Genomic DNA, 24,514 nt, shown 5'->3' on the forward strand with positions numbered 1-24,514 from the left:
ACTCAAGAATGAGCTAATTTGTGAAGCATAATAGTGATCATATTAAAAAAGATGTTATTTTTTGAAGTGAGAGGAGAATGCTCATAATCCTTACTCATACGTCTAAAATTGGAGAGCCAAGCAAAGGTTCTCTCAACAATCCAACGTTTAGGAATAACCTGAAATCCTGTATCAACTACTTTCTTGGTAATCGTCAACAAACATCCAGTTTCCAATAAACAGCGGTTTTGCAATTTACCTGTATATCCTTGATCAGCAAAAAACTTACGTAATGTTGGAGCTTTGCATTTGGCTTGAACAAAAAGATTTAGTGCACCATCACGATCTTGAATGCTTGCACTGTGTACTTCAGCAGCAATTACAAGACCTAGAGTATCTACAACGATGTGGCGTTTTCTACCCTTTACTTTCTTGCCAGCATCATATCCTCTGGATCCCCTTTTTGAGTGGTTTTTACTGATTGACTGTCAATTATTCCTACTGATGGAGTTTCATTCTTACCAATTATCTTTCTTAGTTTTTTAACTAGAAAATCATGAATTTCTTGCCATATTCCACTTTTTTTTAAACGCGAATTACAACTATACACGGTTTTCCATGGTGGAAAATTCTTAGGTAGTTGTCTCCATTGACAGCCTGTTCTCATCACATACCTTATTGCATCGATAATCGTTCTGATACTGTGTTTTCTTGGTCTGCCGGTCTTTTTAGGTTCAAAATATTGCTCTATCATCTTCCATTCTTTGTCACTTATATCGCTTGGGTACATTTAAAATATATCTTATAACACACTTCTTAACTCCTTTCTACTTAGTTTGAAGACATGCTCTTAGAACCTGTTTAAAATCTCGAAGAGATGAGGTAAAGTAGGCATAGATTAATAATGAGGTGTCTATGCGGGAAAGTTATCCAAGCGATATAAGTCGAGAACAATTTGAAAAAATCAGACCAATTCTGGAAAGTAGCAGAAAGAAAACAAGACCAAGAGAACTTGATTTGTATGATGTATTTTGTGGANNCGTCCTAAAAAGCGCCTGCCAGTGGAGAATGCTGCCAAAAGAGTTTCCAAAGTGGGAAAACGTGTATTACTATTTTCAAATATGGAATAAAAAGAATAAAGAAGAACCAAGCCTGCTAGAGTTAGTTTTANNAAAAAAATTGGTTGGAGAGAACAATGGTCGGAAANNCAGTTTCTGTATAATTGATGCTCAGAGTGTAAAAAATGCAGATACTGCTGAGAAAAAGGGCTATGATGCAGGTAAAAAGATTTCANNGGGTCATATTGCAGTAGATACGCAANNGCATGCAATTCATATAACAACAGCAGAGATAACTGACCGTAGTAGCGCTGTGAGAATGGTCGAAAATGCTAAAGAAAACCTCTCTGAAGTTAAAAACATATTGGTTGATGCTGGCTACACAGGAGAAAATTTTGCAACACAAATCAAAGCAACTATTGGCGCTACCGTTGAAGTAATAAAACGAAGTGAATTACATACCTTTATTGTATTGCCAAAGAGATGGGTTGTTGAGCGCTCTTTTGCTTGGTTGGAAAAGTGTAGGCGGTTGTGGAAAAATTGCGAACGTAAACTCAACACTAGCTTACAAATGGTTGTCCTTTCCTTTATTTCTCTCCTANNTTACGAAGATTTTAAACAGGTTCTTAGAAGAATCTATCAACTGCAACCAGCTAAAGCTGGTGGTATGAAAAGAAGCTTGTAAAGCAGATTATGAGTTTTAAAACTCTGAAATATTAAAATTAGTATCTTTGTTGTGGTGTGTTTCCTGCCCCTCGATGTACTTTTGAACATCTATAGTATTNNCAACTGTGACAGCAAAGTATCCTCTTGCCCAAAGATGTTGCCCCCAATATCTTTTTCTTAGCTGCTGAAATTCTTGGAAGAGCTTACGGCTGCTCTTACCTTTGATATATTGAACTAATTTTGAGAGAGCTATACTAGGAGGCATAGAAACTAGCATGTGTATATGATCAGGNNAACCGCTTATAATATCTACGTAGTTNNATATCTCTCTAATAATTTCTCTAGCGCGTGTAGCTATCTGACCTGTAAGTACCCTATGTCTATATTTAGTACAAAATACCAAATGGTATTTTAAATCAAACGTACTATGAGAGCTATATCCATACTAAAGTAGTCCAACACTAAAGTGCATTATACTAAAGTGTTCGACTCAAGGCGAGGGCGTTAACCCTCCCACCTAACTACATAAAATACACCACTCATAACTTCTTCTCTCAATTTAATCTTAACAATCAGATTTCACTCTTAAGGATGTCATGATATCTCTGATTTGTCAACTTTATCAATAATTTAACTAATTTCTTTATATTCTTAAATCTCTCTTTAGAAGTCCTGACTAGCGTATAGACAACCTTCTTATATTCAGTTGTAAGTTAAGTATTAACATTTTGCCTAACTTGCAAGACTTTTTTACATCAATCTAATTCCAAAACAATAAAATTGTTGTACAATATTACTTTGAAGTTTTATTTTTAATGCATAAGTTTGCAATACTCTTTTCTATACTGCTTGCAATCGTTGCTTACTATTCAAACAGTGAGATTATATTTGAAATAGCAAAGCTATTTAGTGACATATTTATCAGCTTGCTCAAATTAATAAGTTTACCTCTGGTTTTTCTATCAATAGTTTCCACAATTTCAGGGCTCAAGGACTCAATTGAAATTAAAATCTTACTTAGGAAAACACTATTTTATACCCTACTTACAACTATTGTAGCTGCGTTTGTTGCATTATCGTTTTATTTGTTAATAGATCCAGCAAGAAAAAATTTCATAGGTAGCACAATAGAGAGTGTTAATAGCAATAACCACAGTTACTTTTCATACTTAAAATCACTTATTCCTTCGAATTTTGTGCAAGTCTTTCTTGAGAATAACATTATTGGCAGCATATTGATCGCTTTTTTGATGGGTGGAGCTATTGTTTCACTTTCAAAAGAAAAGCAGGATATATTACATCAAGTATTCTCTGCACTTTTTGATACGCTACTTAAAATTGCTCAAGGGTTACTAAAATTCATTCCGCTTGCTGTGTGGTCCTTTATCACATGTTTTTTGCATGAATTAAAAGGTGGTAGCGAGTTCTACAGTCTTTTATGGTATTTTGTTTGCATAATGTCTGCAAATTTTGTGCAGGCGTTTCTGATTTTACCGCTACTTATGTGGTATAAAGGCATATCACCAATTCAAACGCTAAGGGGGGTTATGCCAGCGTTGACGCTCGCATTTTTCTCTAAGTCATCCAGTGCAACGCTGCCCACAACCATAGATTGTGTGCAAAATAAGCTAAAGGTGCCAAAGAAATTGTCGTCTTTTATTTTACCAATATGCACAACAATTAATATGAATGCATGTGCTGCATTTATACTAATCACTGTAATGTTTGTTGCAGAAATGAACGGATACGCATTTTCCTTGAGCGAAATGTTGATATGGATTTTTTTAGCTACAGGGGCTGCAATTGGCAATGCTGGAGTGCCGATGGGGTGCTATTTTATGGCAACTAGTTATCTCGTATCGATGAATGTTCCTCTGCATATTATGGGACTGATTTTGCCTATTCACACGATCATCGATATGTTTGAAACTGCAATAAATGTGTGGTCTGATATTTGTATCACTCAGATAATTAATAAAGAATGTAATAGTGAAACTTAAAAAATGATATTAGACGAAAATAACCTAATAATAAAAGAATTTAAAGAAGCAGAAGCAATTTTGCATGGGCATTTTGTTTTATCTTCTGGATTGCATAGCAATACATATATACAATGCGCTAAAATTTTTGAAAATCCAAGCAGAGCCATAAAAGTTTGCGCATTACTGGCAGATAAAATAAAAAAAGAATTAAATAGCTCCATAGATTTAATATTATCTCCTGCAATTGGTGGAATAATTGTGGGTTATGAGATTGGCAGGCAGCTTGGAATGAAGACAATGTTTTGCGAGCGCGTTAACGGCAAGTTTGAATTACGCCGTGGATTTAAGATCAAAAATGGTGAGAAAATATTACTTATCGAGGATGTAATAACCACAGGTAAATCTTCGCTTGAAGCAGTAGAATGTGCAGAAGGGGAAGGAGGTAAAGTTGTTGCTGAAGCTTCTCTAATAAAGAGGAATAGTGAAACGAAACTGCCTTTTCCTGTCATATCTTTGATTGAACTGAACATCAAAAATTACAGCGAGGAAGAACTTCCAAGTGAATTAAAACAACTACCCATAACAAAACCTGGGAGTAGAGAATATTTAACAAAGTAATCCTATAATATCTTGGAAACACAGCACAGCTTTAGTTATTTACTCCAAGTGTATTTTATGTATACTTATTACTAAATTAATTTTGAAATGATAGAAAATGAGCGAATTTAAATCGATCCGAAATATAGCAATAATCGCACACGTTGACCACGGTAAAACTACTTTACTTGATAACATGTTAAAACAAAGTGGCACGTTCCGCGAGAATCAAGAAGTTCAAGAACGAGTGATGGATAGTGGTGATCAAGAGCGTGAACGCGGAATTACAATACTTGCAAAATGCACATCAATAATGTGGGGTGATGAAAAAATCAATATTATTGATACGCCAGGGCACGCAGACTTTGGTGGAGAAGTAGAAAGGGTATTGTGCATGGCAGATGGCGTGTTGCTGCTGGTTGATGCTGCAGAAGGTCCAATGCCACAAACAAAATTTGTGCTCTCAAAAGCACTAAAAGCAAATTTGAAGCCAATTGTGATAATCAATAAGGTCGACCGACCAGACAGCAGAATTGATGAAGTATTAAATGAAATATATGAGTTATTTTTTAACCTTGATGCAACTAACGAGCAGCTAGATTTTCCAGTGTTGTATGCTTCAGGTAGAAATGGTTGGTGTGCTAAGGAGCTTTCTGATGAAAGAAAAGATTTAAGCCCATTATTTTCAACGGTTATAGATTATATAAAACCTTCTGTTTATGATCAAAATGCACCTTTTGCTATGTTGGTCACTCTACTTGAGTCTGATAAGTTTCTTGGCAGAATATTGACAGGAAAGGTTTATCAGGGCGTTGCAAAAGTCAATTCAGATCTTAAGGTACTTGACCTCGATGGCAAAGTAATTGAACGAGGAAGATTAACTAAGTTGCTCTCATTTTCTGGCTTGAAACGCATTCCAGTAGAACAAGCTGTGGCAGGCGACATAATTGCAATTGCAGGACTTGAGGAAGCTTCAGTTTCAGACACTATAGCGGCGCCAGAAGTTACAACTGCAGTAAGCTCGACTCCAGTTGATCCGCCGACAATGGCGATTACTCTAAGCGTTAATGATTCGCCTTTTGCTGGACAAGAAGGTACAAAGCTTACCTCAACTGCTATAAAGGATCGCTTATACGCGGAGGCAGAAACAAATGTTGCAATTACTGTGACTTTGGCACCAAGCGGTGAAGCATTTGAAGTAGGTGGACGTGGTGAGTTACAGCTTGGAGTGTTAATTGAAAATATGAGAAGAGAAGGTTTTGAGCTTTCGGTATCACGCCCTCGCGTGCTATTTAAGGAAGAAGATGGCAAAAAACTTGAACCTATAGAGGAAGTAGTAATTGATGTAGATGATGAATATAGTGGAATTATCATGGAAAAACTCAGCTTCCGAAAAGGTGAAGTGACTGACATGAGACCTTCTGGTAATGGCAGGACAAGATTAACGTTTTTAGTGCCATCAAGAGGATTAATTGGTTATCAAGGAGAGTTTTTAACTGATTCTCGGGGCACAGGCATAATTAACCGTTTATTTCACAGTTATGCTCCACATAAAGGTCCAATTTCTGGAAGGCGCAATGGAGTTTTAATTTCCACTGATAAGGGTGAAGCAGTAGCATACGCAATTTTTAATTTGCAAGATAGGGGAATTATGTTTATCAAACCACAGGATAAGGTATATTGTGGCATGGTTGTCGGCCAGCATAGCCGTGACAATGATTTGGAGATAAATGTGCTAAAAGGTAAACAATTAACCAATGTAAGAGCTTCAGGTAGTGATGAAGCCATAAAACTCACTCCTCCAAAGATAATGACACTGGAGGATATGATAGCGTATATAGACGATGATGAATTGGTAGAAGTAACCCCAAAATCTATACGTTTACGCAAGAAATTCCTCGATCCAAATGAACGCAAACGTGCAGGAAGGGCAAAAAATAAGGAGTAATCAGAATGTAATAGTTTAGACTTGATCTGACAGGCAAATAAAGTAAGATAAAAATATGAACAAATTTTAAAGGAGTGTCAGGCAACACAAGAAAAAATACTAAAACCAAAGTTGGGATTGCTAAAGCAATTAGGACAGGCGTGTAAGGTAATGNNAAGGGATACATTTTACCGCTTCAAAGAACTGTATGAAACAGGAGGAGAAGAGNNCGAGATAAGCAAAAGCAAGCCATTATATGCAAATAGAGTATCGGAGGATATAGAAAAAGCANNGATAGCAATAGAATTTCCAGCATATGGACAAGAAAGAGCAGTAAACGAACTGAAAAAGAGANNGATCTCTGCAAGTGGAATAAGATCAGTGTGGCAAAGAAACAATTTTGAAAATTTCAAAAAGAGGTTAAAGGCATTAGAAGCAAAAGTAGCTCAGNNCATTTTAACAGAAGAGCAGATAACAGCTCTAGAGAAGGCTAAGGAAGAAAAAGAGGCCCATGGAGAAATTGAAACAGAGCATCCTAATGATAGGGTAATACCGTTTTTTGATGAACAGAAAGTATCATTACTAAGCGTTTTGNNTGGTACAGGGTATTGTGGCAGACCTGAAAATNNCCAGCTGTATTTGGGGGTAGAAAATATTGATCATTCTCGAACCAAAGCTCGTTCTCCACAGACTAATGGCATATGTGAAAGGTTCCACAGAACTATGCAAGATGAATGCTACAATATTATCTTTAGAAAGAAAATTTACACCTCTTTGGCAGAATTTCAGTTAGATGTAGACCATTGGGTGCATTCTTACAATAGATCTAGACCTCATTCGGGTAAGTATTGCTATGGCNNTATGCAAACCTTTTTTGATAGTATGCATATTGCTTATCAGAAAAATATTGATAGCATTAAACAGGATGCTGATTTTGGTTTTCAATTCTTCTGTCAGTTAATTCACGCCTGTCAGATCAAGTCTAAACTATTACAGTTTTCGGTAAACCTAATTTGGGTTAGCTATAGAATTAAATATTAAAAAACCTTGATTTATAATTAAATAAAGGTGATATAATCTATGTGTTACTTGACTTCAGTCAGGTTTTAATATCTAAAGGTTAATATTTTAATGGAGGTACAAATGAGTTTAGGACCATGGCAATTGTTTCTAGTCTTAATAATAATTTTAGTTCTGTTTGGTGCAGGCAGATTACCGCAAGTTATGGGTGATTTAGGAAAAGGCATCAAAAACCTTAAACAGGAGCTTAAGGACTCAGAAAAATTATCGTCTAATGAACCAGATCGTTAGCGTCCTCATACTTCGTGACATGCACTAAGGTGCGTGTCACTCACTTAAAGCATCAATTATTTTTCAATCTTTCCGCTTAAGCTGTTGCGTCTGCTTCACCTTCCTCTGATTTTTCTAATATTGTTAAAATGTTTTGTAGAAATTTTCGCGGTCACTTTATATAGCATACAGACAAGTCTTGTAGTGAAAATTTAAAAATACAATCATCATTATTAATAAATTTTTATACATACTATACTGATAATGTAAGAGTAAATTTATTCAAATAGTGAGGTACGAAAATGAGTAAAAATAACAATCAACAATACAAAAACTATTCTGAAGATTATAATGGTAAAATAGGTATTAACACTGATGGAGGAAAGTTTCAATTCATCAAAAATAACTCAGATCCTGTATACAATTATACAGTTCATGATATGGATGGAAATCCTATACATAACATATAAGGTATACGGTAAGTAACAAGCTATATCTTATTAGACATAGGGATCATGCTATTAAACGACATATCAAAGTAAATGGAAATAGATCTCCGTATGATGGAGATTGGCCATATTGGGGAAATCGTTTAAGTAAACTACCAGATCACGAGTAATAAAATTACTGAAGTTACAGCAAGGTAAATGTAATTATTGTTATCTTTGGTTTAGGTTTAGCACATGTACATCATCAAGATCGCAATAGACGCAATAATAACATGAAAAATCTATCCTTGCTTCATAAGCACTGCCACGATCAATTACATGGAAGTATGCATGATAAGCACCAAATTAGAGAGAAGCCGGATGATGGGAAGTCCGGTTTTGAAGTCGAGTGGGGAGAGGTGACTTTCTCCACTTAGATACCGCACTTGCTGGTTTTGGGTGCTGGAAATAGTTGTGTTATTTAAATTCTTAATAATAGATTTTATTGAATTAATAATAATTTGCTTGGGAGTAAAGGAAAATTTATGATATTTTATATCTTAAATAGGATGAAATCCTTTTTATTGATATCGTCCTTTTTGTGAAAAATATTCTTAACTGCTCTACCACTTTTTCTGGGTAAGGTCATGATAGAGCTGGTATAACAAGAAATTGGATAATTTTTCTTGCACTAAATTTTAAAAAGATTACTTTATTTCATAAGTTGATTTGCAACTAACTTAGTATAGTTATATTTATTAATCGATAATTAATATCTGTAAATTAACTAATATAAATCGCAAAGGGAGGTAAAGATGCGTTTTAACTTAGAACCAAAAGATATTCATTATCAGCATGGGCCTGAGCCTGCAACTGTCAAAGTAAATGATAAAGAAAGGATTGAGTTCCCTACTACAATCTATTATATTGAAGATAGTAATCAATTTAGAGTATCTTATTTAAGAAGTAGAGGGTACTCACGTTATATAGGAAATATTCAAGAGCTAAGACTAAAGGTAGAAAAAATCAAAGGTCATTATAAATTAGTTTTAGCTAATAAGCATGATAACTCTTACTATTATTTCAATAATTTTAATACAGTGAATGTGTTCGAGGCCTGTAGTACTGGAAACAGTTGCGCATTACCAGAACAAAGTAAAGTTTTAATAGATCCAAAAGACATAATGAGTAGTGAAAATATAATCGCTACTTTAGAAGATCTTGGAAGTCGTAATTATAGTCTTGAGATACGAATCGGAGAAAACCCTGCACCACAAGCTCCCCTAGCGTCNGAGATATACAGCCCCTTTGCTGGTAAGGTAATTGGAACACTGAATTACATTGTTCCCTACTTTCCTGAATCAGCTAGTCAGAGATATCAATTACTATTACATAGTTTATATTCCATAAAAGGATTGGAAGAACAAGATAGCTATTTTACAGCAAAAAAGTTAGGCCGTAATTATGTTGGCTGCATATCAGATGAAAATGGCGAGTGCAGAAGATTTTATGAATTAAACCCTGATTATTTTGGATATGAGCACGACAATATTCCAGGTCCATATCCTTATTATTATAACTTAGAAAATTTTGGTAACTTTTTGGAGGTTGATGTGAAAACTCAAGAATATATAGATTTAGAAAACGAAATTGTAGGTTTAAAAGGGAGAATTGAAGAATTAGAACGTACTGGTGTAAAAGGTTTTCCAGGCGAAAGGGGTGAGGTAGGTTATCAAGGTCCCCCAGGTTTGCCTGGCATTAAAGGTGAAAGAGGTGATCCTGGAATGGATGCAGAGCCCGAGAATTTGGCAGCTATTTTATTATCAAGTAAAAAATTCGAAAAGGTGCTATTTGATACGCCTATAACTGAATTAAAAGATAAAACACTTAGGAACTATATTTTGCAAGACCTGCCGAAGAACATTGCAAGTGATGAGAACTTTAGAAAAAATATAAAGGGTGAAAAGGGCGATCAAGGGTTANNAAAGGAGAAGTTGGTTCTCGAGGTTTGGTAGGTCCGAAAGGTGATAGGGGTGAAATTGGAGAGCTAGGTCCAGAAGGCTTTGGTAGGAAAGGGGAGAAAGGGGATAGAGGTTGGATAGGTAAAGGTGGATTACCAGGAGCGCCAGGAATAACTGGAGAAAAAGGTGATCTTGGTCCTAAAGGTCTTCCAGGTCCAGCAGGTAGAGATGGAACCCCTGGTAAAGGTGGATTGCCAGGAGCAAGGGGAGAAAAAGGTCCACAAGGTCCAGTGGGTCGAAAAGGAGAGAAAGGTGATATGGGAACTCTGGGTCCAGTAGGCCCAAAAGGTGATATGGGTAATAAGGGTGAAATTGGAGCGCTAGGTCCAAAAGGCTTTAATGGTACGCAAGGGGAGAAAGGTGATCGAGGTACAAGAGGTTGGAAAGGTCCACCTGGTTCACAAGGTAAAACCGGAGCGCCGGGTAAGGCTGGACTAAAAGGTGATAGAGGAGATAAAGGAGCACCTGGTGAAAACGGAGCACAAGGTTTACCTGGTCCTAGTGGTCAAGCTGGTAAAGATGGAGCAAACGGTTTACCTGGTCCTAGTGGTCCAAAAGGTGATAAAGGAGATATGGGTACAAATGGAACTTCTGGTAAAGGTGGATTGCCAGGAGCAAGGGGAGAAAAAGGTGATGCTGGTCCGAAAGGTGATATGGGTGCAAAAGGAACAAATGGAACTCCTGGTAAAGATGGAACACTAGGAATGCCTGGTCTGAAAGGTGAACAAGGAATACCAGGTACACAAGGTTTTAATGGTACGCAAGGGGAANAAGGTGACCCAGGTCCGACTGGTCCTGAAGGAAAACAAGGTTCAATAGGCATTCCAGGTACACAAGGGGAGAAAGGTGATCTTGGTCAAGCTGGTACANAAAGGTGATGAGGGTGCGCAAGGTCCAGTAGGTCCTAAAGGTGATCAAGGTCCAGTAGGTCTACAAGGTATTCAAGGGCTACAAGGCTTTAATGGTACGCAAGGGGAGAAAGGTGATCTTGGTCAAGCTGGTACAAAAGGTGATGAAGGTGCGCAAGGTCCAGTAGGTGATAAAGGTCCAGTAGGTCTACAAGGTATTCAAGGGCTACAAGGCTTTAATGGTACGCAAGGGGAGAAAGGTGATCTTGGTCAAGCTGGTACAAAAGGTGATGAGGGTGCGCAAGGTCCAGTAGGTCCTAAAGGTGATAAAGGAGACATAGGTCCAATAGGCCATCAAGGAAACAAAGGTGACAAAGGAATACAAGGTCCTCAAGGCTTTAATGGTACGCAAGGTGTACAAGGTCCAGTAGGTCCAAAGGGTGATCAAGGAATACAAGGTCCAAAAGGCTTTAATGGTACGCAAGGTTTGCAAGGAGAAAAAGGTGATTTTGGTCCTAAAGGTGATAAAGGAATTGATGGAGCGACAGGTACAAATGGGTTGCCAGGTGTGCAAGGTACAAAAGGAGAAGACGGACTACCAGGTATAAAAGGTGAGCCAGGTTTGAGGGGCTTTAATGGTACTCAAATCATTTCGGTCTTGCCAGGATTGCAAGGTGGGCCAGGTCCAAAGGGAGAAGATGGATTGCCAGGTATGCCTGGTCCACAGGGTTTAGTAGGCCCGAAAGGAGATATAGGCCCAATAGGTCCAAAGGGAAAAGATTGGGTAGGTGCTGCAGTGGCTAATCAATTTTTGCATGAGATAAAAAAAGCAAAAAATGAAACTCTGGATGCTAAAAAGGCAGCAGAGGTAGCTAAAAATGCTTCAGAAGGTTTTGCAAACAAAGTTGAAGAACTGCACAATAAAACAGCTAGTTTAACAAAAAATGCTAACAATTTTAACACTCGAGCTTTGCGATCGCAAATGGACACAGAGAGTTTGTATAAAGCTACAAAAAATATATTTTGTACAACAAATCCAGCAGATCGAATTTGTGGTGCACGTAGAAGAAGGAGGGAAACTAAAAAATCATCAGTGGCAAGCGGAGCAAGCAGACCAACTTCATTTATATCTCAAGTAATAAATTTCTTTTACCCTGCGGTAGGACAGGATGAATATAAAGTAAAAAATGAAATACAGGAAGTAGCAAAAATAATGAATGCAGCAGATATTGTAACAAAATTTGAAGAAGTATTAGGAGCAACAGCTGTGAAATGTGGCATTTCAAAGAAAAGTCTAAATTTTGATCCAGTAGAACTGAAGTCAACCATTATCAATAAGTCATTACTTAATGATGAAAATCATAACGAATTGTTGAAGTTCTTGTGTGTAACTGCGAAAAAATCACTCCCTAGTTACAAACAAACTAGTAAATGTTTGTCTACTTTTAAAGATCATGTGGAAAAAAGATTAAATGAACAGCAAAGCGCTTTCGTTAATACTGAAAAAATAGTGGCAGATAATGAGCAGCCAAGGAGTTTTATTAGTGATGTTGCTCCTCCTAGTAGCCTCAGTGCCATTAATCAGCAAGTTGTTGGTTATTTAAGGTAATATCATGGAAAAACAAGAACATATATTTGAAATAAACGATAAAAATCCGCTTCATAAAAAATTGATTAAACTTCCCACTGCATATTACATAGTAAAGGAAAATGGTAATGTTAATACTGTTTCTTCACATATTGGTACAGTTGAAGTAGGGAATATTAGTGATTTAAAGTTAAAGGAGCAGGGTGATGAGATAGTTTTATTTACAAACGACTCACCTCTAAAATTAAATGGCACGGACTTTATTATAGCACAAAAAGCTATCATAGGTGAGAACCAGGAAAATATTATAAAACAGCTTAAATCAGGAAAAGAAGCTTTAATTTCACGTAAGTACATAAAAGACAGTAATAATTTCGGTATTGAACTCATAATGAGTGATGATGACGGAAATAATTTCATTGGAATGCTAAATTTTATCAATTTTTACGATGAAAATGATCCAGTACTACAAAAGATTAAAGAAAAAACAGGTGGACTTTATTTTGCAATAGAAGGTGATTATATCTATATATCAGATGGAGATAGAGATAGATAGAGATAGAGATAGAGACTGTCTTCCAGTATGTGAGGATGGTAGTTGCTATAAGTATCAATACACAAAAAATGAATGTGATGTATTAACAATAAGTGATGTATCAACAATAATGGACAGCTTAACCGAGACTAACAACAAAAAGCAGAAATTCACTTTGCAAAAAGGGAAAGAGTTATCGGATGATATCTATGAAGCAAATATTGCTTTAAATGGTAAGCCCATAGCTACTTTACCAAAAATAGGTTACTATATGTTCGATGATCAATTGGTCATGCGTAATCATGTTACACAAGAGAAGGTAGTTATCCCAAGGGATTTTCACTATTTAAAAGTTGTTAAATTTAGTAATGATGATTATAAATTAACGTTTTGTAATTTTTTAGGTAATGAATTCTTTGAATATAAAAGATACGATCCACAGTATTCAAACGTTTCAGACGAATATAAATTCATAAGTTTAAGTTGTATGAAAAAAGAATATAACCCAAATCTTGGCGAGTTACTTAGCCATCGGCCATCATTTTTTATTACAGAAGAATCTCCTGAACCAGGCTCTCCAGGTCACTATTCAGTTGCCGTGTTCGAATTCATAAGTGGTAAAAAAGGTAGGAAAATGGCTACATTAATTGATGAATCTAGCTCTTTCAATAAAGAGGGTAAGTTTCAGTATTGTGATTATCATAAAAAAACGCAATGTGATACTTATGATTCTTCTGAGATTAGTCTAAAAGAAATATACACATGGACAGATGAAAATAGCGAATTTTGTTTTGTAGAAGATGACAATGTAACTCTTCATACTACTCCTCAAGAGTTATTTTAATCACATATTTAGATGTACAGCAATTGAACAACCAGCAAAAACAAGGTCTCAAGATCATGAATAGTGTTTTATTTTTGAAGCTTTTCAATTTCACTGACTGGCAATCCAGTAAATTTGGCAATAGTATTAATATCCATTTTATCAGCAAGCATTTCCTTAGAGCATGTCTTCAAACTAAGTAGAAAGGAGTTAAGAAGTGTGTTATAAGATATATTTTAAATGTACCCAAGCGATATAAGTGACAAAGAATGGAAGATGATAGAGCAATATTTTGAACCTAAAAAGACCGGCAGACCAAGAAAACACAGTATCAGAACGATTATCGATGCAATAAGGTATGTGATGAGAACAGGCTGTCAATGGAGACAACTACCTAAGAATTTTCCACCATGGAAAACCGTGTATAGTTGTAATTCGCGTTTAAAAAAAGTGGAATATGGCAAGAAATTCATGATTTTCTAGTTAAAAAACTAAGAAAGATAATTGGTAAGAATGAAACTCCATCAGTAGGAATAATTGACAGTCAATCAGTAAAAACCACTCAAAAAGGGGATCCAGAGGATATGATGCTGGCAAGAAAGTAAAGGGTAGAAAACGCCACATCGTTGTAGATACTCTAGGTCTTGTAATTGCTGCTGAAGTACACAGTGCAAGCATTCAAGATCGTGATGGTGCACTAAATCTTTTTGTTCAAGCCAAATGCAAAGCTCCAACATTACGTAAGTTTTTTGCTGATCAAGGATATACAGGTAAATTGCAAAACCGCTGTTTATTGGAAACTGGATGTTTGTTGACGATTACCAAGAAAGTAGTTGATACAGGATTTCAGGTTATTCCTAAACGTTGGATTGTTGAGAGAACCTTTGCTTGGCTCTCCAATTTTAGACGTATGAGTAAGGATTATGAGCATTCTCCTCTCACTTCAAAAAATAACATCTTTTTTAATATGATCACTATTATGCTTCACAAATTAGCTCATTCTTGAGTTTGAAGACATGCTCTGAGAAATTTATTTTCATAATAAAAATGGTTTAACTTCCTCTCTACTTTTTCTGGGTAAGGTCACTGGTGGTATGTCTTGGTGTACCCAAAATCTACAGGGAGGCCTTTTAACGATTTCAATATCTATGCCGTATTCTTCTTTGATGTGATTCTTTAGATTCCCTCCTTGATATCCCATATCAGCCCACATTTTCTTAACGTTAGTGTATTTTTTTCTCATATTGTTTAATGCTATTTTAATACCATCTCTATCATTTTCACTAGCAGCTCCAACATAGCAGCTAAGCTTGAGTGTCTGTAATTATATGCCTTTTTCTACCCTTTACCTTTTTACCTCCATCATAACCCTTGATCCCCCTTTTTCTGTAGTCTTCACAGATTACTATACAGGCACTCGGCTGCTCATTTCTTCCTATTTTTCGTCTACTATATTTCGTAATTTCATAATTCATTTTCTCAAAAATCCCCTGCTTCTTCCATTGCCTGAACTGCTCATATACAGTCTTCCATAGCGGAAAATCATTCGGTAAATACCGCCATTGACACCCTGTACGCAGTACATAGAAAATCGCTTCTAATATTTCTCTTTTGCTATACTTTGGTGGCCTTCCTCCTTTCTTGTACGATACTCTAAAGTATTTTTCTATTCTTGCCCATTCCCTTTCACTTAAATCTGTTGGATACTTTTTTCTCATCTTTACCACATACTAAAATTTCAGATATTATACCCTTTTATTAGTTTCCGGACAACCTCTTACTATTTTTCTAATCCATAGTTAGCGTTTTTTAGGTAAAACATACAAATAAGATCCGACCAGGACAGTCGCGATAAAGTGCTAAACGCAATCATGTCTTTAGGAGAGTTTGCTAATGGAGGCTCTTAAGTTGACGCCATTGGCTGAACAGATACGATTAAGCTTGTAACTTAATTGTAGCCCTCCCTATATATGGCTGCAGTGCCTTTAATCTAATATCGCAGTTATTCTCATAAAATAAGATATTGCCTATCATACCTTTTATAGTACCTTTAATATAACTGGATGCTGATTCCTTGAAAAATCCGGTTAGTGGTATTGGGAAGTAGCTGTGTTCAAAGTTGAAATAAGCAGGTGTGGAAAACAAAGTCCTCTCTAAATTAAAATTTAGAATTTCGTCCTGACTTAAGACATGTTTTTTGCTTATCTTTGACAAGCTTGCATTCCCTATTTTGGTGCTTAATTTCAGTATCTCCTTAGTTAATTCAATCAATTTTACCAAAGCAATTGCTGGATTATAATTATTCTGGCAGAGAATATGTATTTTTTGAGTAGTTGATATGCCTTCAGCAATGGGCATTTCATTGATCACAAGCTGCTCTATCTCCCTTGCTTTATAAGCTGTGGGGAATTCTGCTACTATGCAAGCTGCTCTAGCCCCTTGCTCCATAAGTGTTGAAAGTATCAAAAATAACGTGATATGAGATGATCAACGGCATGTAAATTACCTCCCGACAGTAAAACAATCGAACGTATAAAAGAGTCATTTAGATCCAATGTGAATTGCAGTAATGCTATTTTGAACCCATGTAGATTATTTTTGATTTTATAAACAAGAAATAACAAAGCCGTAATAATAATCATGTAAATATACACCTTCATGCCATTCATAGTATGGCTTAAAAAGTGCTTATATCCAAGATTTTGCTTTATAAATTTAAAGAACACTTCTATATCCCATCTGCGCCTATATAGCTCTGTTACTTCATAAGCTGGCATTTCAAACAAGTTTGTCAAAAACCATATTTCATCTCCAATTTTATTTCTGATTTTTATTAGCCGTAGATCATGCTTTTCTGCCACTTTACCTCGTGCACGATAAAGATTAACTATTATATCTTCTAAAATCTCTGATCCATCCGATTTTTGTTCTCTTATAACTTTGTTCCTGCTTATAACATCATGTTTTCTTCCCACTTTAACTCTTGTGATAAATTTGTACTCCTTTTCATCAAATTCGGCAAAAGTTCCAACTTTTCTGATTCCTCTATCAAATAATAAAATATCCTCTTTTTCAACTTTAGCTTCATTAATTGCTCTCACTAATGCTATATCTTCACTACTTTCTTCTTGTCCTTTACAAAATCTTATACTTGTCGGCAATTGATCCTTTAATCCTACACTCACTTTAACTTGACTGTCGTTACTTTTACCGCCTATTTTTAGCCCATCTTTTATGAGATATCCCGATAAATTTATGATCGTCGAATCAAACTTATGTAAGTTATTTGATGTTTTTTGGGGTAATAGCTTTTTAATCTTGCTCATCAAATCAATATATACTCCCTTAAAATATTCTGGATTTATAACTTTTAACCTTTTTGACAAACCACTGTATGTTACTGTACTTTTATCGCTATTCTTATCCATTATACACCTGTTTATTACCATTTCTAGCGCTCTTAGGCTTGTTTTTTGCCCCATTAATATTAACTTCATTAGACCTTTAAATATAATCTTGCCCAACAATTTAGTATTACATTTATCTACTTCACTTAATTTTCCTAGCCTTTCTAAATCCTCATCTTTTATTAAATTTAGTACTCTTTCTATTTGATCCATTATTGCCTCCATTTTCTTGCAATAATAGTTCTTTATGTCTTTTTTGTGTTACTTTCAACACTTATGGGTGTAATGGATGAGGAGCTAAAAAAGCTACAGGACGAGCGGAAGCTATTGTGTGAAGAGACAGCTGAGTTATCTGGTAAAGAAGTGGATGTTGAACAGGGTGAAGTGCTTGTTAAAAAGAGTGAAAAAATAACTGAAACTGCATCTAAGATCAAAAAACTTGAGTTATACAAAGAAGACATCAAAAACCTTCTTAATGGTGATAAAGTAAAACTAAGGTCTTGTCCACCCCAATATTTCTCTATACTAAATAGTGGGCTTATAGAGATAATGGAAAAAAAACTAACAGCTTATGTTAAGGGTGATACTGATATTGGGGAAACATATTCAAGTCTTAATAATAAAGCAGAAAAGATCAAGATGTTAAGAGGTGCAGAACTATTAGCAGCAGTAGCTTCTATGGAGTTTTTTGTGTCTGCTCCTTTTGTCGGATTTTTGATTAGTACAATTGCAGGTGGTAGGTATCATGAAGAATCTTTGGCTGAGACATACTACTTATATACAATAGCGATTATGCTCTCAGTTGCTGCTATATCACTTACAATAGCAGGTGTGGTTCACTTAGCAAATAGGCACTATGAGAAAAGTTTTGCAAAAGAAATGCAAGACTTTATAGAAGGACCAAAATATGTAGATAAAGCAACTAATACTGAAGATGTGAAAGAATCAGAACAAAAAGAAACAAAAGAAGGCGAGTTAATAGGTCTTTCTGGTGATCATAAAGAAGTACAACCTTCGATATCATCTGAGCAGTCAGAATCGGGTATGGATCTTTTAGTAGATCTTTCAGAACAACCAAACAGTAACGTTGATTCTACTCTGTCTGGTGTAACACAAGTAAGAGAAAGCAATGTACAATTATTGAGAGGTATAGTCATAGGAAAAGGACAGGAAATAGGTGTGTAGATAACGGCAAGCAAAATTACAAATGTAATTTTGCTTAGCTATCCATCTTTTCCACCTTTATCACCACCAAAAGTAGCTAGCTATACAACAACATGACGTTAAGCTACTTTAGCTATATCTAATTAAGCATATTAATAAGTAAGTAAATTTTAATGTAATTTTATTATACTTACAGATGTATCATATAAAATGAAAATATGGATGATTTCATAACTGCAAGAAGAAAAGATGATGCTGTGGTATCTGTTTGTCAGGATAATAAGAAAAAAAACGTGTTAATTTTAGGGCTCAATCAAGCCGCAAGGAATTTGTTAAAATACGAGGAAGGGAATTTACTTAATAAGCCGTTAATCAATATTTTAAGTGCAAGAGCAGCTGACGACATGAAGAATTATTTAGAGTATACCGAAAATGGGCACGATTTACTTGATATATTACCTAAAGTGATAGATTTTTCCTTAACTGATGCTAAAGGAGAAGATATCAGGACAAAAGTAAAAGTTTTCCGCACTGCACAATTTGCCAGTAATAAAATAAATTATGAGCTATTAATACGTGATATCAGTTTGTCCCATAAACTAGGAATCTTTAGAGATAAATATCTAATGGGTAAAAAATATAAAAACCATGACTTATTCGATATACCGGGCAATGAGTCCACTATTCTAGAGTTATACGTTATATTAAATTTTGCCTTTCAACATCAAATTAATGCAGCTATAGGAGTGATTGGCTTAAATAGTAGCTGTAGTGAGACAAATAATGCACTGAAAGTTATCATAGAACATTTTTATAAAAATTGCCGTAGTGATGATTTTCTAGGGTATATTGATGAGAATAAAGTGCTTTTTGTTTTGATTAACTGCGATGTAAAAAGTACATCTAAAATAATTAATCGTATACATTCTGCCATTAATAAGCAGTTATTAATGCAAAAATTACCAAGTGTATCAATAATTTATGGGAATATAGCTCAAAAACAGGCAGCAAAATCTACCAGCGGTGCCTTCTGAAAAGTTGTTTTTTATTTATATTGAGTTTAAACTTAAATTTTTATAAAGATTTAAGTTTATTTATGAAGTTAAAGTACTACCTGGTAGCACTGCTTTCATCATTGTTTTTGCAGAATAGTGCTAGCTCTAAAACAATTTTGGATAAGGAAATATTTTATGCAGAACTAGACGGAAAAATAGATTTGAGATTCGGCTACGCCTTCAACAGAGATTCTTTCAATGCTAAGCCTAAGAGCATGTCTTCAAACTAAGTAGAAAGGAGTTAAGAAGTGTGTTATAAGATATATTTTAAATGTACCCAAGCGATATAAGTGACAAAGAATGGAAGATGATAGAGCAATATTTTGAACCTAAAAAGACCGGCAGACCAAGAAAACACAGTATCAGAACGATTATCGATGCAATAAGGTATGTGATGAGAACAGGCTGTCAATGGAGACAACTACCTAAGAATTTTCCACCATGGAAAACCGTGTATAGTTGTAATTCGCGTTTAAAAAAAAGTGGAATATGGCAAGAAATTCATGATTTTCTAGTTAAAAAACTAAGAAAGATAATTGGTAAGAATGAAACTCCATCAGTAGGAATAATTGACAGTCAATCAGTAAAAACCACTCAAAAAGGGGATCCAGAGGATATGATGCTGGCAAGAAAGTAAAGGGTAGAAAACGCCACATCGTTGTAGATACTCTAGGTCTTGTAATTGCTGCTGAAGTACACAGTGCAAGCATTCAAGATCGTGATGGTGCACTAAATCTTTTTGTTCAAGCCAAATGCAAAGCTCCAACATTACGTAAGTTTTTTGCTGATCAAGGATATACAGGTAAATTGCAAAACCGCTGTTTATTGGAAACTGGATGTTTGTTGACGATTACCAAGAAAGTAGTTGATACAGGATTTCAGGTTATTCCTAAACGTTGGATTGTTGAGAGAACCTTTGCTTGGCTCTCCAATTTTAGACGTATGAGTAAGGATTATGAGCATTCTCCTCTCACTTCAAAAAATAACATCTTTTTTAATATGATCACTATTATGCTTCACAAATTAGCTCATTCTTGAGTTTGAAGACATGCTCTAAGGATAAAACTGCAAGTTATTCATACTTGCGCTTTCTTTATTTACAGCAAGTTTATCCAAATACTCAAATGGGGGTTAATGTTAAGGCAGGGGTTTCTGGTATTGCAAACCTAAAAGCGTTAGACAGAGAAAAGTTAGACATGGAGGAAGGGTATTTCATCATTAAAAATCAGGGACTTGGATCAATTGAATATGGTAAAAGAAGTTTAGTTAGTCAGAGCATGTTAATTAACACTTCAAAAATTTATGCAGCTGCTGGAGGAGTAAATGGTCATTGGACAAACTATGCAAATTTGCGCGGTGATCATAAAAAAGATGGTGACCCTGGATATGATAAAGACAAGGTATGTTGGGTAAAACCCAACATTTACAGTGAGTATAATGGACTCGAATTAGGGTTAAAACAACCATCAATTAACTATATCTCCCCTGAAATCTATAACTTTCAACTCGGGTTCAGTTATGTCCCAGGAAAAAATAACTTACAATATAGCAATCTAATTGCTGCTGGCCTTTCTTATAAAAATGGCCTATCAGACGATATAAATTTTACTACTGCCTTAACTGGTGAATTTGCAAGAGAAAATTTAACTGGTTGCTTAGATGGAACTCCTGAAGGTTATGGATGTCATAATCAATTACTGCACTGGAATTTTGGTTTGAAGCTAAAATTGTTCGATCTTGATTGCATTTTTTCATATGGTAATGGTGGTAAATCAGGCGAGAAGCGTAATCATGAAATAAATAATACGTATTATATGAATGCAGGTATCGCTTACCATTCCGATTCTTACAAATCGAGCTTAACATATTTCAATAGTGGCAGGAATATTGTAGGCATAGGTACAAACGAGTTAACATCATATGCTTTAAGTCTTGAAAATTCTCTTTTTTTAGGTACTTCATACTATTTCGATATTGTAAAGTTTAGTACAAAAGAGCCTAAAATAGAAAATAACAACTCCGGTTACGTGCTCTTGGCTGGGTTGAAATTAAGTCTTTAATAAGGTTGCATTGCCTCCTGTCATCCAAGTACCCTCCTCTTGTCATTCCAGTGCTCCTTTTTTTGTCATCCCAGTGCGTGACACTGGGATCTAGCCTTTATTATTTGGTTGAAATTAAGTCTTCTGGATCTCAGTGTCAACTACTTTCATGACATCATCATAAAGTAAACCAGTGTCACGCACTGGGATGACACCCTTTTGGATAGAAACCAGTGTCTGGGCACTGGGATAACACCCTTTTTCCTGAGTCCAAGTAGTCGGCTACTCGGATGGCAGGGGAGGGAGGCTACTTTCATGACCGTCATAAAGGAACCAGTGTCAGCTACTTGGATGACACCCTCTTGCTATTCGTACAGTTGTAAGCAGTATAGCTATAAATCACTCACAATTGATATGCTTGAATTATTTTCAGTAAATAAATCAAGCATAATGTTAGGTATTCTACCATCAACTATGTGAACAACTCCAGCACATTCCTCCGTCATTTTAACGTATGCCATAAGCCTTTCAATAAATTTTTCCCCTTTAATTTTCCCACAATCAATTGATGCATTTAAATTTTTAACAGATATCTTCCTGCTACCAATTTTATCTATTTCTTCATCTGTGTCACTCAAGATTATCATTTTAGATGCAGAAACTGCAATTGCAATTGCGCTTGCAGTGCTATCGGCATCGATATGATATGTTTCCCCATCTTTTCCATGACCAATTGGTGCAATAACTGGTATAAAATCTGATTCTTCAATAAAAAATAATATATCAGGATTGATTTCAGTGGGTCTACCGATGAACCCCATGTCTAATATCTTTTCGATATTATTTGATCTATCTTCTCTAAGCGTAGCGGTTATTTTTTCGGCTTTAATTAAGTTACCATCTTTTCCACATAATCCAATAGCTGAACCACCAGCAGAATTTATATGCTGAACAATTTTTTTATTAACTGAACCACACAGTGCCATTTCAATGATTTTCATAGTGTCTTTGTCTGTAAGTCTGATACCATTCACAAACTTACTGTCCATACCCAGCATTTTTAACACCGAGTTAATTTCATATTCTCCGTCATGAATTATTACCGGATTTATACCAAGCTGCTTCAACAAGACAACATTATGCACAAAAGTATTAAATAGTGTTTCATTTAAGATTATTGTACCACCGCATTTAATGACAAAAGTCTCGCCTACAAAGCTAGGTATGTTAGATAGCACTTCAAGTAATATTTCTGCTTTTTGTTCAAATGATACCTCACCCTTTAAAAATTCACTACTCTTCATTTTTTTATCTTGTAAACTTGAAAAACTCATCTCTTACCTTGGTTATTTTATGCTTAACACGGATGCTCATTTGATGAATTGACACATTCTCATTATTAATCCATTTTTGAATATCTTCTATAACAGCACCTAAGCTTTTTTCACTTACTTTATCTATTTTTGTTAGCACAACGTTAAAGTTAATGTTATTATATATTAACCAATAAATGAAGTCTTTGTCTATTTCTTTTAATCCTACCTTGCTATCTATCAACACAAACACTCTTCTTAGATTTCTTCTTTGAATTAGATAATACTCAATTAAGTTTAAATATTGTATAATTTCCTCCTTACCTGCATGAGAATAACCATACCCTGGCAGGTCAACAAGCCTGAACTTATCATTGTACATAGAGTAAAAATTTATTTGTCTAGTGCATCCAGGTTTAGAGGAAACTCTGGCAGCTTTTTTGCTGTTTATCAGTAAGTTAATCAGACTGGATTTTCCTACATTTGATCTACCAGCAAACGCAATCTCTGGAGCCGATTCATCTGGTAATGATTTTATGTCTAAAGCTCCAAATATGAAATTGCAGTTTGATGTTATCTGTTTTGCCATTATATTCAACTAGAAGGTAGTAGGTATATTATAGTGTTATTGCTTGATATAAGAAATTTTTTATTTCAGTATATATTACTTAGCTAGATCTGTGCTATATGGATATGGAAAATAATTTACAAGACTTAAAGAAAAAATTTAGTGATATAGAAAGGAACTTGGAAAACCCTACCAATTTAAGTCAAAAAGAATTCATTACCCTTTCAAAGGAATACTCTGAGCTCAGGCCAATAATCAAGATAATTGATGAATATAACACGCTGAAAGAGGAAATTTCAGACTTAGAAGAAATCATGAAAGATGAAAACAGCGAAGGTGATATAAAAGAGTTAGCAAAAGAAGAATTCTTCGAAAAGCAGAAGGTATTATTACCAAAAATAAAAGCAAAATTAAAGTTAGCATTATTGCCCAAAGATGAAGATGACTCAAGAAATGCAATATTAGAAATTAGAGCAGGCACAGGCGGAGAAGAAGCAGCATTATTTGCAGCAATGTTATTTCGTATGTATCAAAAATATGCAGAAAGAAGAAATTGGAAGTTCGAGCCAATAAGCATTTCTAATACAGGTATAGGTGGCTATAAGGAAGCTTCTGCACTCATTAATGGAACAGAAGTTTTTGCAAGGTTGAAATTTGAATCAGGGGTGCACAGAGTACAGAGAGTGCCAGAAACTGAATCCTCAGGAAGGTTGCATACCTCTGCCGCTACTGTTGCGATATTACCTGAAGTAGAAGAAGTTGACTTTAAAATAGAAGAAAAAGACTTACGAATAGATGTTTATAGATCCAGTGGTCCTGGAGGGCAATCAGTGAATACAACTGACAGCGCAGTAAGGGTCACCCACTTGCCAACAGGGATAGTTGTGATACAGCAAGATGAAAAATCGCAGCACAAAAATAAAGCTAAAGCGCTCAAAGTATTGAGGGCAAGGCTATACGAAATTGAAAGACAAAAAAAAGAAATGGAAAGGTCAACAATGAGGAAAAGTCAGATTGGCTCTGGTGATCGTTCCGAGCGCATAAGAACATATAATTTTCCACAATCAAGAATAACAGACCACAGAATTAATCTAACTTCACATCGGCTAGAGCAGATTATAAAAGAAGGTGAACTAGATGAATTTATTGAGGCACTAATCTCACGTAATGAAGCAGAAAGATTGGCCGGGGAAAGTTAGCAGCCTACAATGGAATATCTTTATTAA

The 24,514-nt window shown here is 35.4% G+C and carries 24 protein-coding genes and 3 pseudogenes; 18 read left to right on the forward strand and 9 right to left on the reverse strand.

Annotation, left to right across the window (positions count from 1 at the left end):
* Window positions 1-2: 2 nt before the first annotated feature.
* Together NOX90_RS02525 and NOX90_RS02530 are read right to left on the reverse strand one after the other, a co-directional pair.
* Window positions 3-461, reverse strand: a complete 459-nt coding sequence (locus NOX90_RS02525; protein ID WP_375604575.1) for a transposase — start codon at window positions 459-461, stop codon at window positions 3-5.
* Window positions 404-769 (reverse strand): transposase, encoded by a 366-nt coding sequence (locus tag NOX90_RS02530; RefSeq protein ID WP_375603639.1) that lies wholly within the window; start codon window positions 767-769, stop codon window positions 404-406. Before NOX90_RS02530 ends, NOX90_RS02525 begins: the two co-directional genes overlap by 58 nt.
* A 125-nt stretch (window positions 770-894) precedes the next feature.
* Here NOX90_RS02530 and NOX90_RS02535 point away from each other — a divergent pair.
* Window positions 895-1,638 (forward strand): annotated as a pseudogene (locus NOX90_RS02535) (IS5 family transposase); the annotation flags it as partial.
* 99 nt (window positions 1,639-1,737) lie between these two features.
* Here NOX90_RS02535 and tnpA read toward each other — a convergent pair.
* Window positions 1,738-2,130: pseudogene (tnpA, locus tag NOX90_RS02540) on the reverse strand (IS200/IS605 family transposase); the annotation flags it as partial.
* 388 nt (window positions 2,131-2,518) lie between these two features.
* Here tnpA and NOX90_RS02545 point away from each other — a divergent pair.
* The 10 genes from NOX90_RS02545 (at window position 2,519) to NOX90_RS02590 (ending at window position 14,748) form a co-directional block, all read left to right on the forward strand.
* Window positions 2,519-3,703, forward strand: coding sequence for a dicarboxylate/amino acid:cation symporter (locus NOX90_RS02545; protein ID WP_375604401.1), 1,185 nt, complete (start codon window positions 2,519-2,521; stop codon window positions 3,701-3,703).
* 3 nt (window positions 3,704-3,706) lie between these two features.
* Complete coding sequence (pyrE, locus tag NOX90_RS02550; RefSeq protein WP_375604402.1) at window positions 3,707-4,303, forward strand: orotate phosphoribosyltransferase; 597 nt, start codon at window positions 3,707-3,709, stop codon at window positions 4,301-4,303.
* 97 nt (window positions 4,304-4,400) lie between these two features.
* Window positions 4,401-6,230 (forward strand): translational GTPase TypA, encoded by a 1,830-nt coding sequence (gene typA / locus NOX90_RS02555; protein ID WP_375604403.1) that lies wholly within the window; start codon window positions 4,401-4,403, stop codon window positions 6,228-6,230.
* A 150-nt stretch (window positions 6,231-6,380) separates the two neighbouring features.
* Entirely contained in the window at window positions 6,381-7,250 is an 870-nt protein-coding gene (locus tag NOX90_RS02560) for an integrase core domain-containing protein (RefSeq protein ID WP_375604404.1), read from the forward strand.
* Window positions 7,251-7,352: 102 nt separating this feature from the next.
* The gene (locus NOX90_RS02565) at window positions 7,353-7,520 is read left to right on the forward strand and encodes a twin-arginine translocase TatA/TatE family subunit (RefSeq protein ID WP_006013840.1); all 168 of its coding nucleotides are present in this window, start codon (window positions 7,353-7,355) and stop codon (window positions 7,518-7,520) included.
* 281 nt (window positions 7,521-7,801) lie between these two features.
* A complete protein-coding gene (locus tag NOX90_RS02570; RefSeq protein ID WP_375604405.1) occupies window positions 7,802-7,969 on the forward strand; it encodes a hypothetical protein in 168 nt (55 codons plus the stop codon).
* Window positions 7,970-12,409: 4,440 nt separating this feature from the next.
* Complete coding sequence (locus tag NOX90_RS02575) at window positions 12,410-12,940, forward strand: hypothetical protein (protein WP_375604406.1); 531 nt, start codon at window positions 12,410-12,412, stop codon at window positions 12,938-12,940.
* Window positions 12,921-13,763 carry a hypothetical protein gene (locus NOX90_RS02580; protein ID WP_375604407.1) on the forward strand — a complete coding sequence of 281 codons (843 nt, stop codon included), beginning with the start codon at window positions 12,921-12,923 and terminating at the stop codon, window positions 13,761-13,763. Before NOX90_RS02575 ends, NOX90_RS02580 begins: the two co-directional genes overlap by 20 nt.
* Before the next feature lie 219 nt (window positions 13,764-13,982).
* Window positions 13,983-14,225, forward strand: coding sequence for a transposase (locus NOX90_RS02585; RefSeq protein WP_375603621.1), 243 nt, complete (start codon window positions 13,983-13,985; stop codon window positions 14,223-14,225).
* 64 nt (window positions 14,226-14,289) lie between these two features.
* Complete coding sequence (locus NOX90_RS02590; protein ID WP_375604575.1) at window positions 14,290-14,748, forward strand: transposase; 459 nt, start codon at window positions 14,290-14,292, stop codon at window positions 14,746-14,748.
* A gap of 30 nt (window positions 14,749-14,778) precedes the next feature.
* Here the strand turns inward: NOX90_RS02590 and NOX90_RS02595 are convergent, their stop codons facing one another.
* The 4 genes from NOX90_RS02595 to NOX90_RS02610 form a co-directional block, all read right to left on the reverse strand.
* Complete coding sequence (locus NOX90_RS02595; RefSeq protein WP_375604408.1) at window positions 14,779-14,985, reverse strand: hypothetical protein; 207 nt, start codon at window positions 14,983-14,985, stop codon at window positions 14,779-14,781.
* 61 nt (window positions 14,986-15,046) lie between these two features.
* Window positions 15,047-15,460 (reverse strand): IS5 family transposase, encoded by a 414-nt coding sequence (locus tag NOX90_RS02600; protein ID WP_375604409.1) that lies wholly within the window; start codon window positions 15,458-15,460, stop codon window positions 15,047-15,049.
* Between the two features lie 217 nt (window positions 15,461-15,677).
* Window positions 15,678-16,208: a hypothetical protein gene (locus tag NOX90_RS02605; RefSeq protein ID WP_375604410.1), complete on the reverse strand. Its 531-nt coding sequence runs from the start codon at window positions 16,206-16,208 to the stop codon at window positions 15,678-15,680.
* Window positions 16,205-17,374 (reverse strand): IS4 family transposase, encoded by a 1,170-nt coding sequence (locus NOX90_RS02610; RefSeq protein ID WP_253303197.1) that lies wholly within the window; start codon window positions 17,372-17,374, stop codon window positions 16,205-16,207. Before NOX90_RS02610 ends, NOX90_RS02605 begins: the two co-directional genes overlap by 4 nt.
* Before the next feature lie 60 nt (window positions 17,375-17,434).
* Between NOX90_RS02610 and NOX90_RS02615 the strand changes: the two genes are divergently transcribed.
* The 6 genes and pseudogenes from NOX90_RS02615 (at window position 17,435) to NOX90_RS02635 (ending at window position 21,428) form a co-directional block, all read left to right on the forward strand.
* Window positions 17,435-18,334, forward strand: a complete 900-nt coding sequence (locus NOX90_RS02615; protein WP_375604411.1) for a hypothetical protein — start codon at window positions 17,435-17,437, stop codon at window positions 18,332-18,334.
* Window positions 18,335-18,531: 197 nt separating this feature from the next.
* On the forward strand, window positions 18,532-19,347 hold the full coding sequence (locus NOX90_RS02620; RefSeq protein WP_065095129.1) for a hypothetical protein: 816 nt from the start codon (window positions 18,532-18,534) through the stop codon (window positions 19,345-19,347).
* 62 nt (window positions 19,348-19,409) lie between these two features.
* A pseudogene (locus NOX90_RS07380) lies at window positions 19,410-19,595 on the forward strand (hypothetical protein); the annotation flags it as partial.
* A gap of 44 nt (window positions 19,596-19,639) precedes the next feature.
* Window positions 19,640-20,005 (forward strand): transposase, encoded by a 366-nt coding sequence (locus tag NOX90_RS02625; RefSeq protein WP_375603639.1) that lies wholly within the window; start codon window positions 19,640-19,642, stop codon window positions 20,003-20,005.
* A 17-nt stretch (window positions 20,006-20,022) separates the two neighbouring features.
* On the forward strand, window positions 20,023-20,406 hold the full coding sequence (locus NOX90_RS02630; protein WP_375604573.1) for a transposase: 384 nt from the start codon (window positions 20,023-20,025) through the stop codon (window positions 20,404-20,406).
* A 2-nt stretch (window positions 20,407-20,408) separates the two neighbouring features.
* Window positions 20,409-21,428 carry a porin gene (locus NOX90_RS02635; RefSeq protein ID WP_375604412.1) on the forward strand — a complete coding sequence of 340 codons (1,020 nt, stop codon included), beginning with the start codon at window positions 20,409-20,411 and terminating at the stop codon, window positions 21,426-21,428.
* Between the two features lie 371 nt (window positions 21,429-21,799).
* On the opposite strand, the gene argB is transcribed toward NOX90_RS02635, so the two are convergent.
* Together argB and yihA are read right to left on the reverse strand one after the other, a co-directional pair.
* On the reverse strand, window positions 21,800-22,711 hold the full coding sequence (gene argB, locus NOX90_RS02640) for an acetylglutamate kinase (protein ID WP_375604585.1): 912 nt from the start codon (window positions 22,709-22,711) through the stop codon (window positions 21,800-21,802).
* Window positions 22,712-22,715: 4 nt separating this feature from the next.
* Window positions 22,716-23,309 carry a ribosome biogenesis GTP-binding protein YihA/YsxC gene (yihA, locus tag NOX90_RS02645; protein ID WP_375604413.1) on the reverse strand — a complete coding sequence of 198 codons (594 nt, stop codon included), beginning with the start codon at window positions 23,307-23,309 and terminating at the stop codon, window positions 22,716-22,718.
* A gap of 98 nt (window positions 23,310-23,407) precedes the next feature.
* On the opposite strand from yihA, the gene prfA reads away from it, so the two are divergent.
* Complete coding sequence (gene prfA, locus NOX90_RS02650; RefSeq protein WP_375604414.1) at window positions 23,408-24,487, forward strand: peptide chain release factor 1; 1,080 nt, start codon at window positions 23,408-23,410, stop codon at window positions 24,485-24,487.
* Window positions 24,488-24,514 lie beyond the last annotated feature (27 nt).

The organism is Wolbachia endosymbiont of Anurida maritima, assembly GCF_042182995.1.
Lineage (GTDB): Bacteria > Pseudomonadota > Alphaproteobacteria > Rickettsiales > Anaplasmataceae > Wolbachia.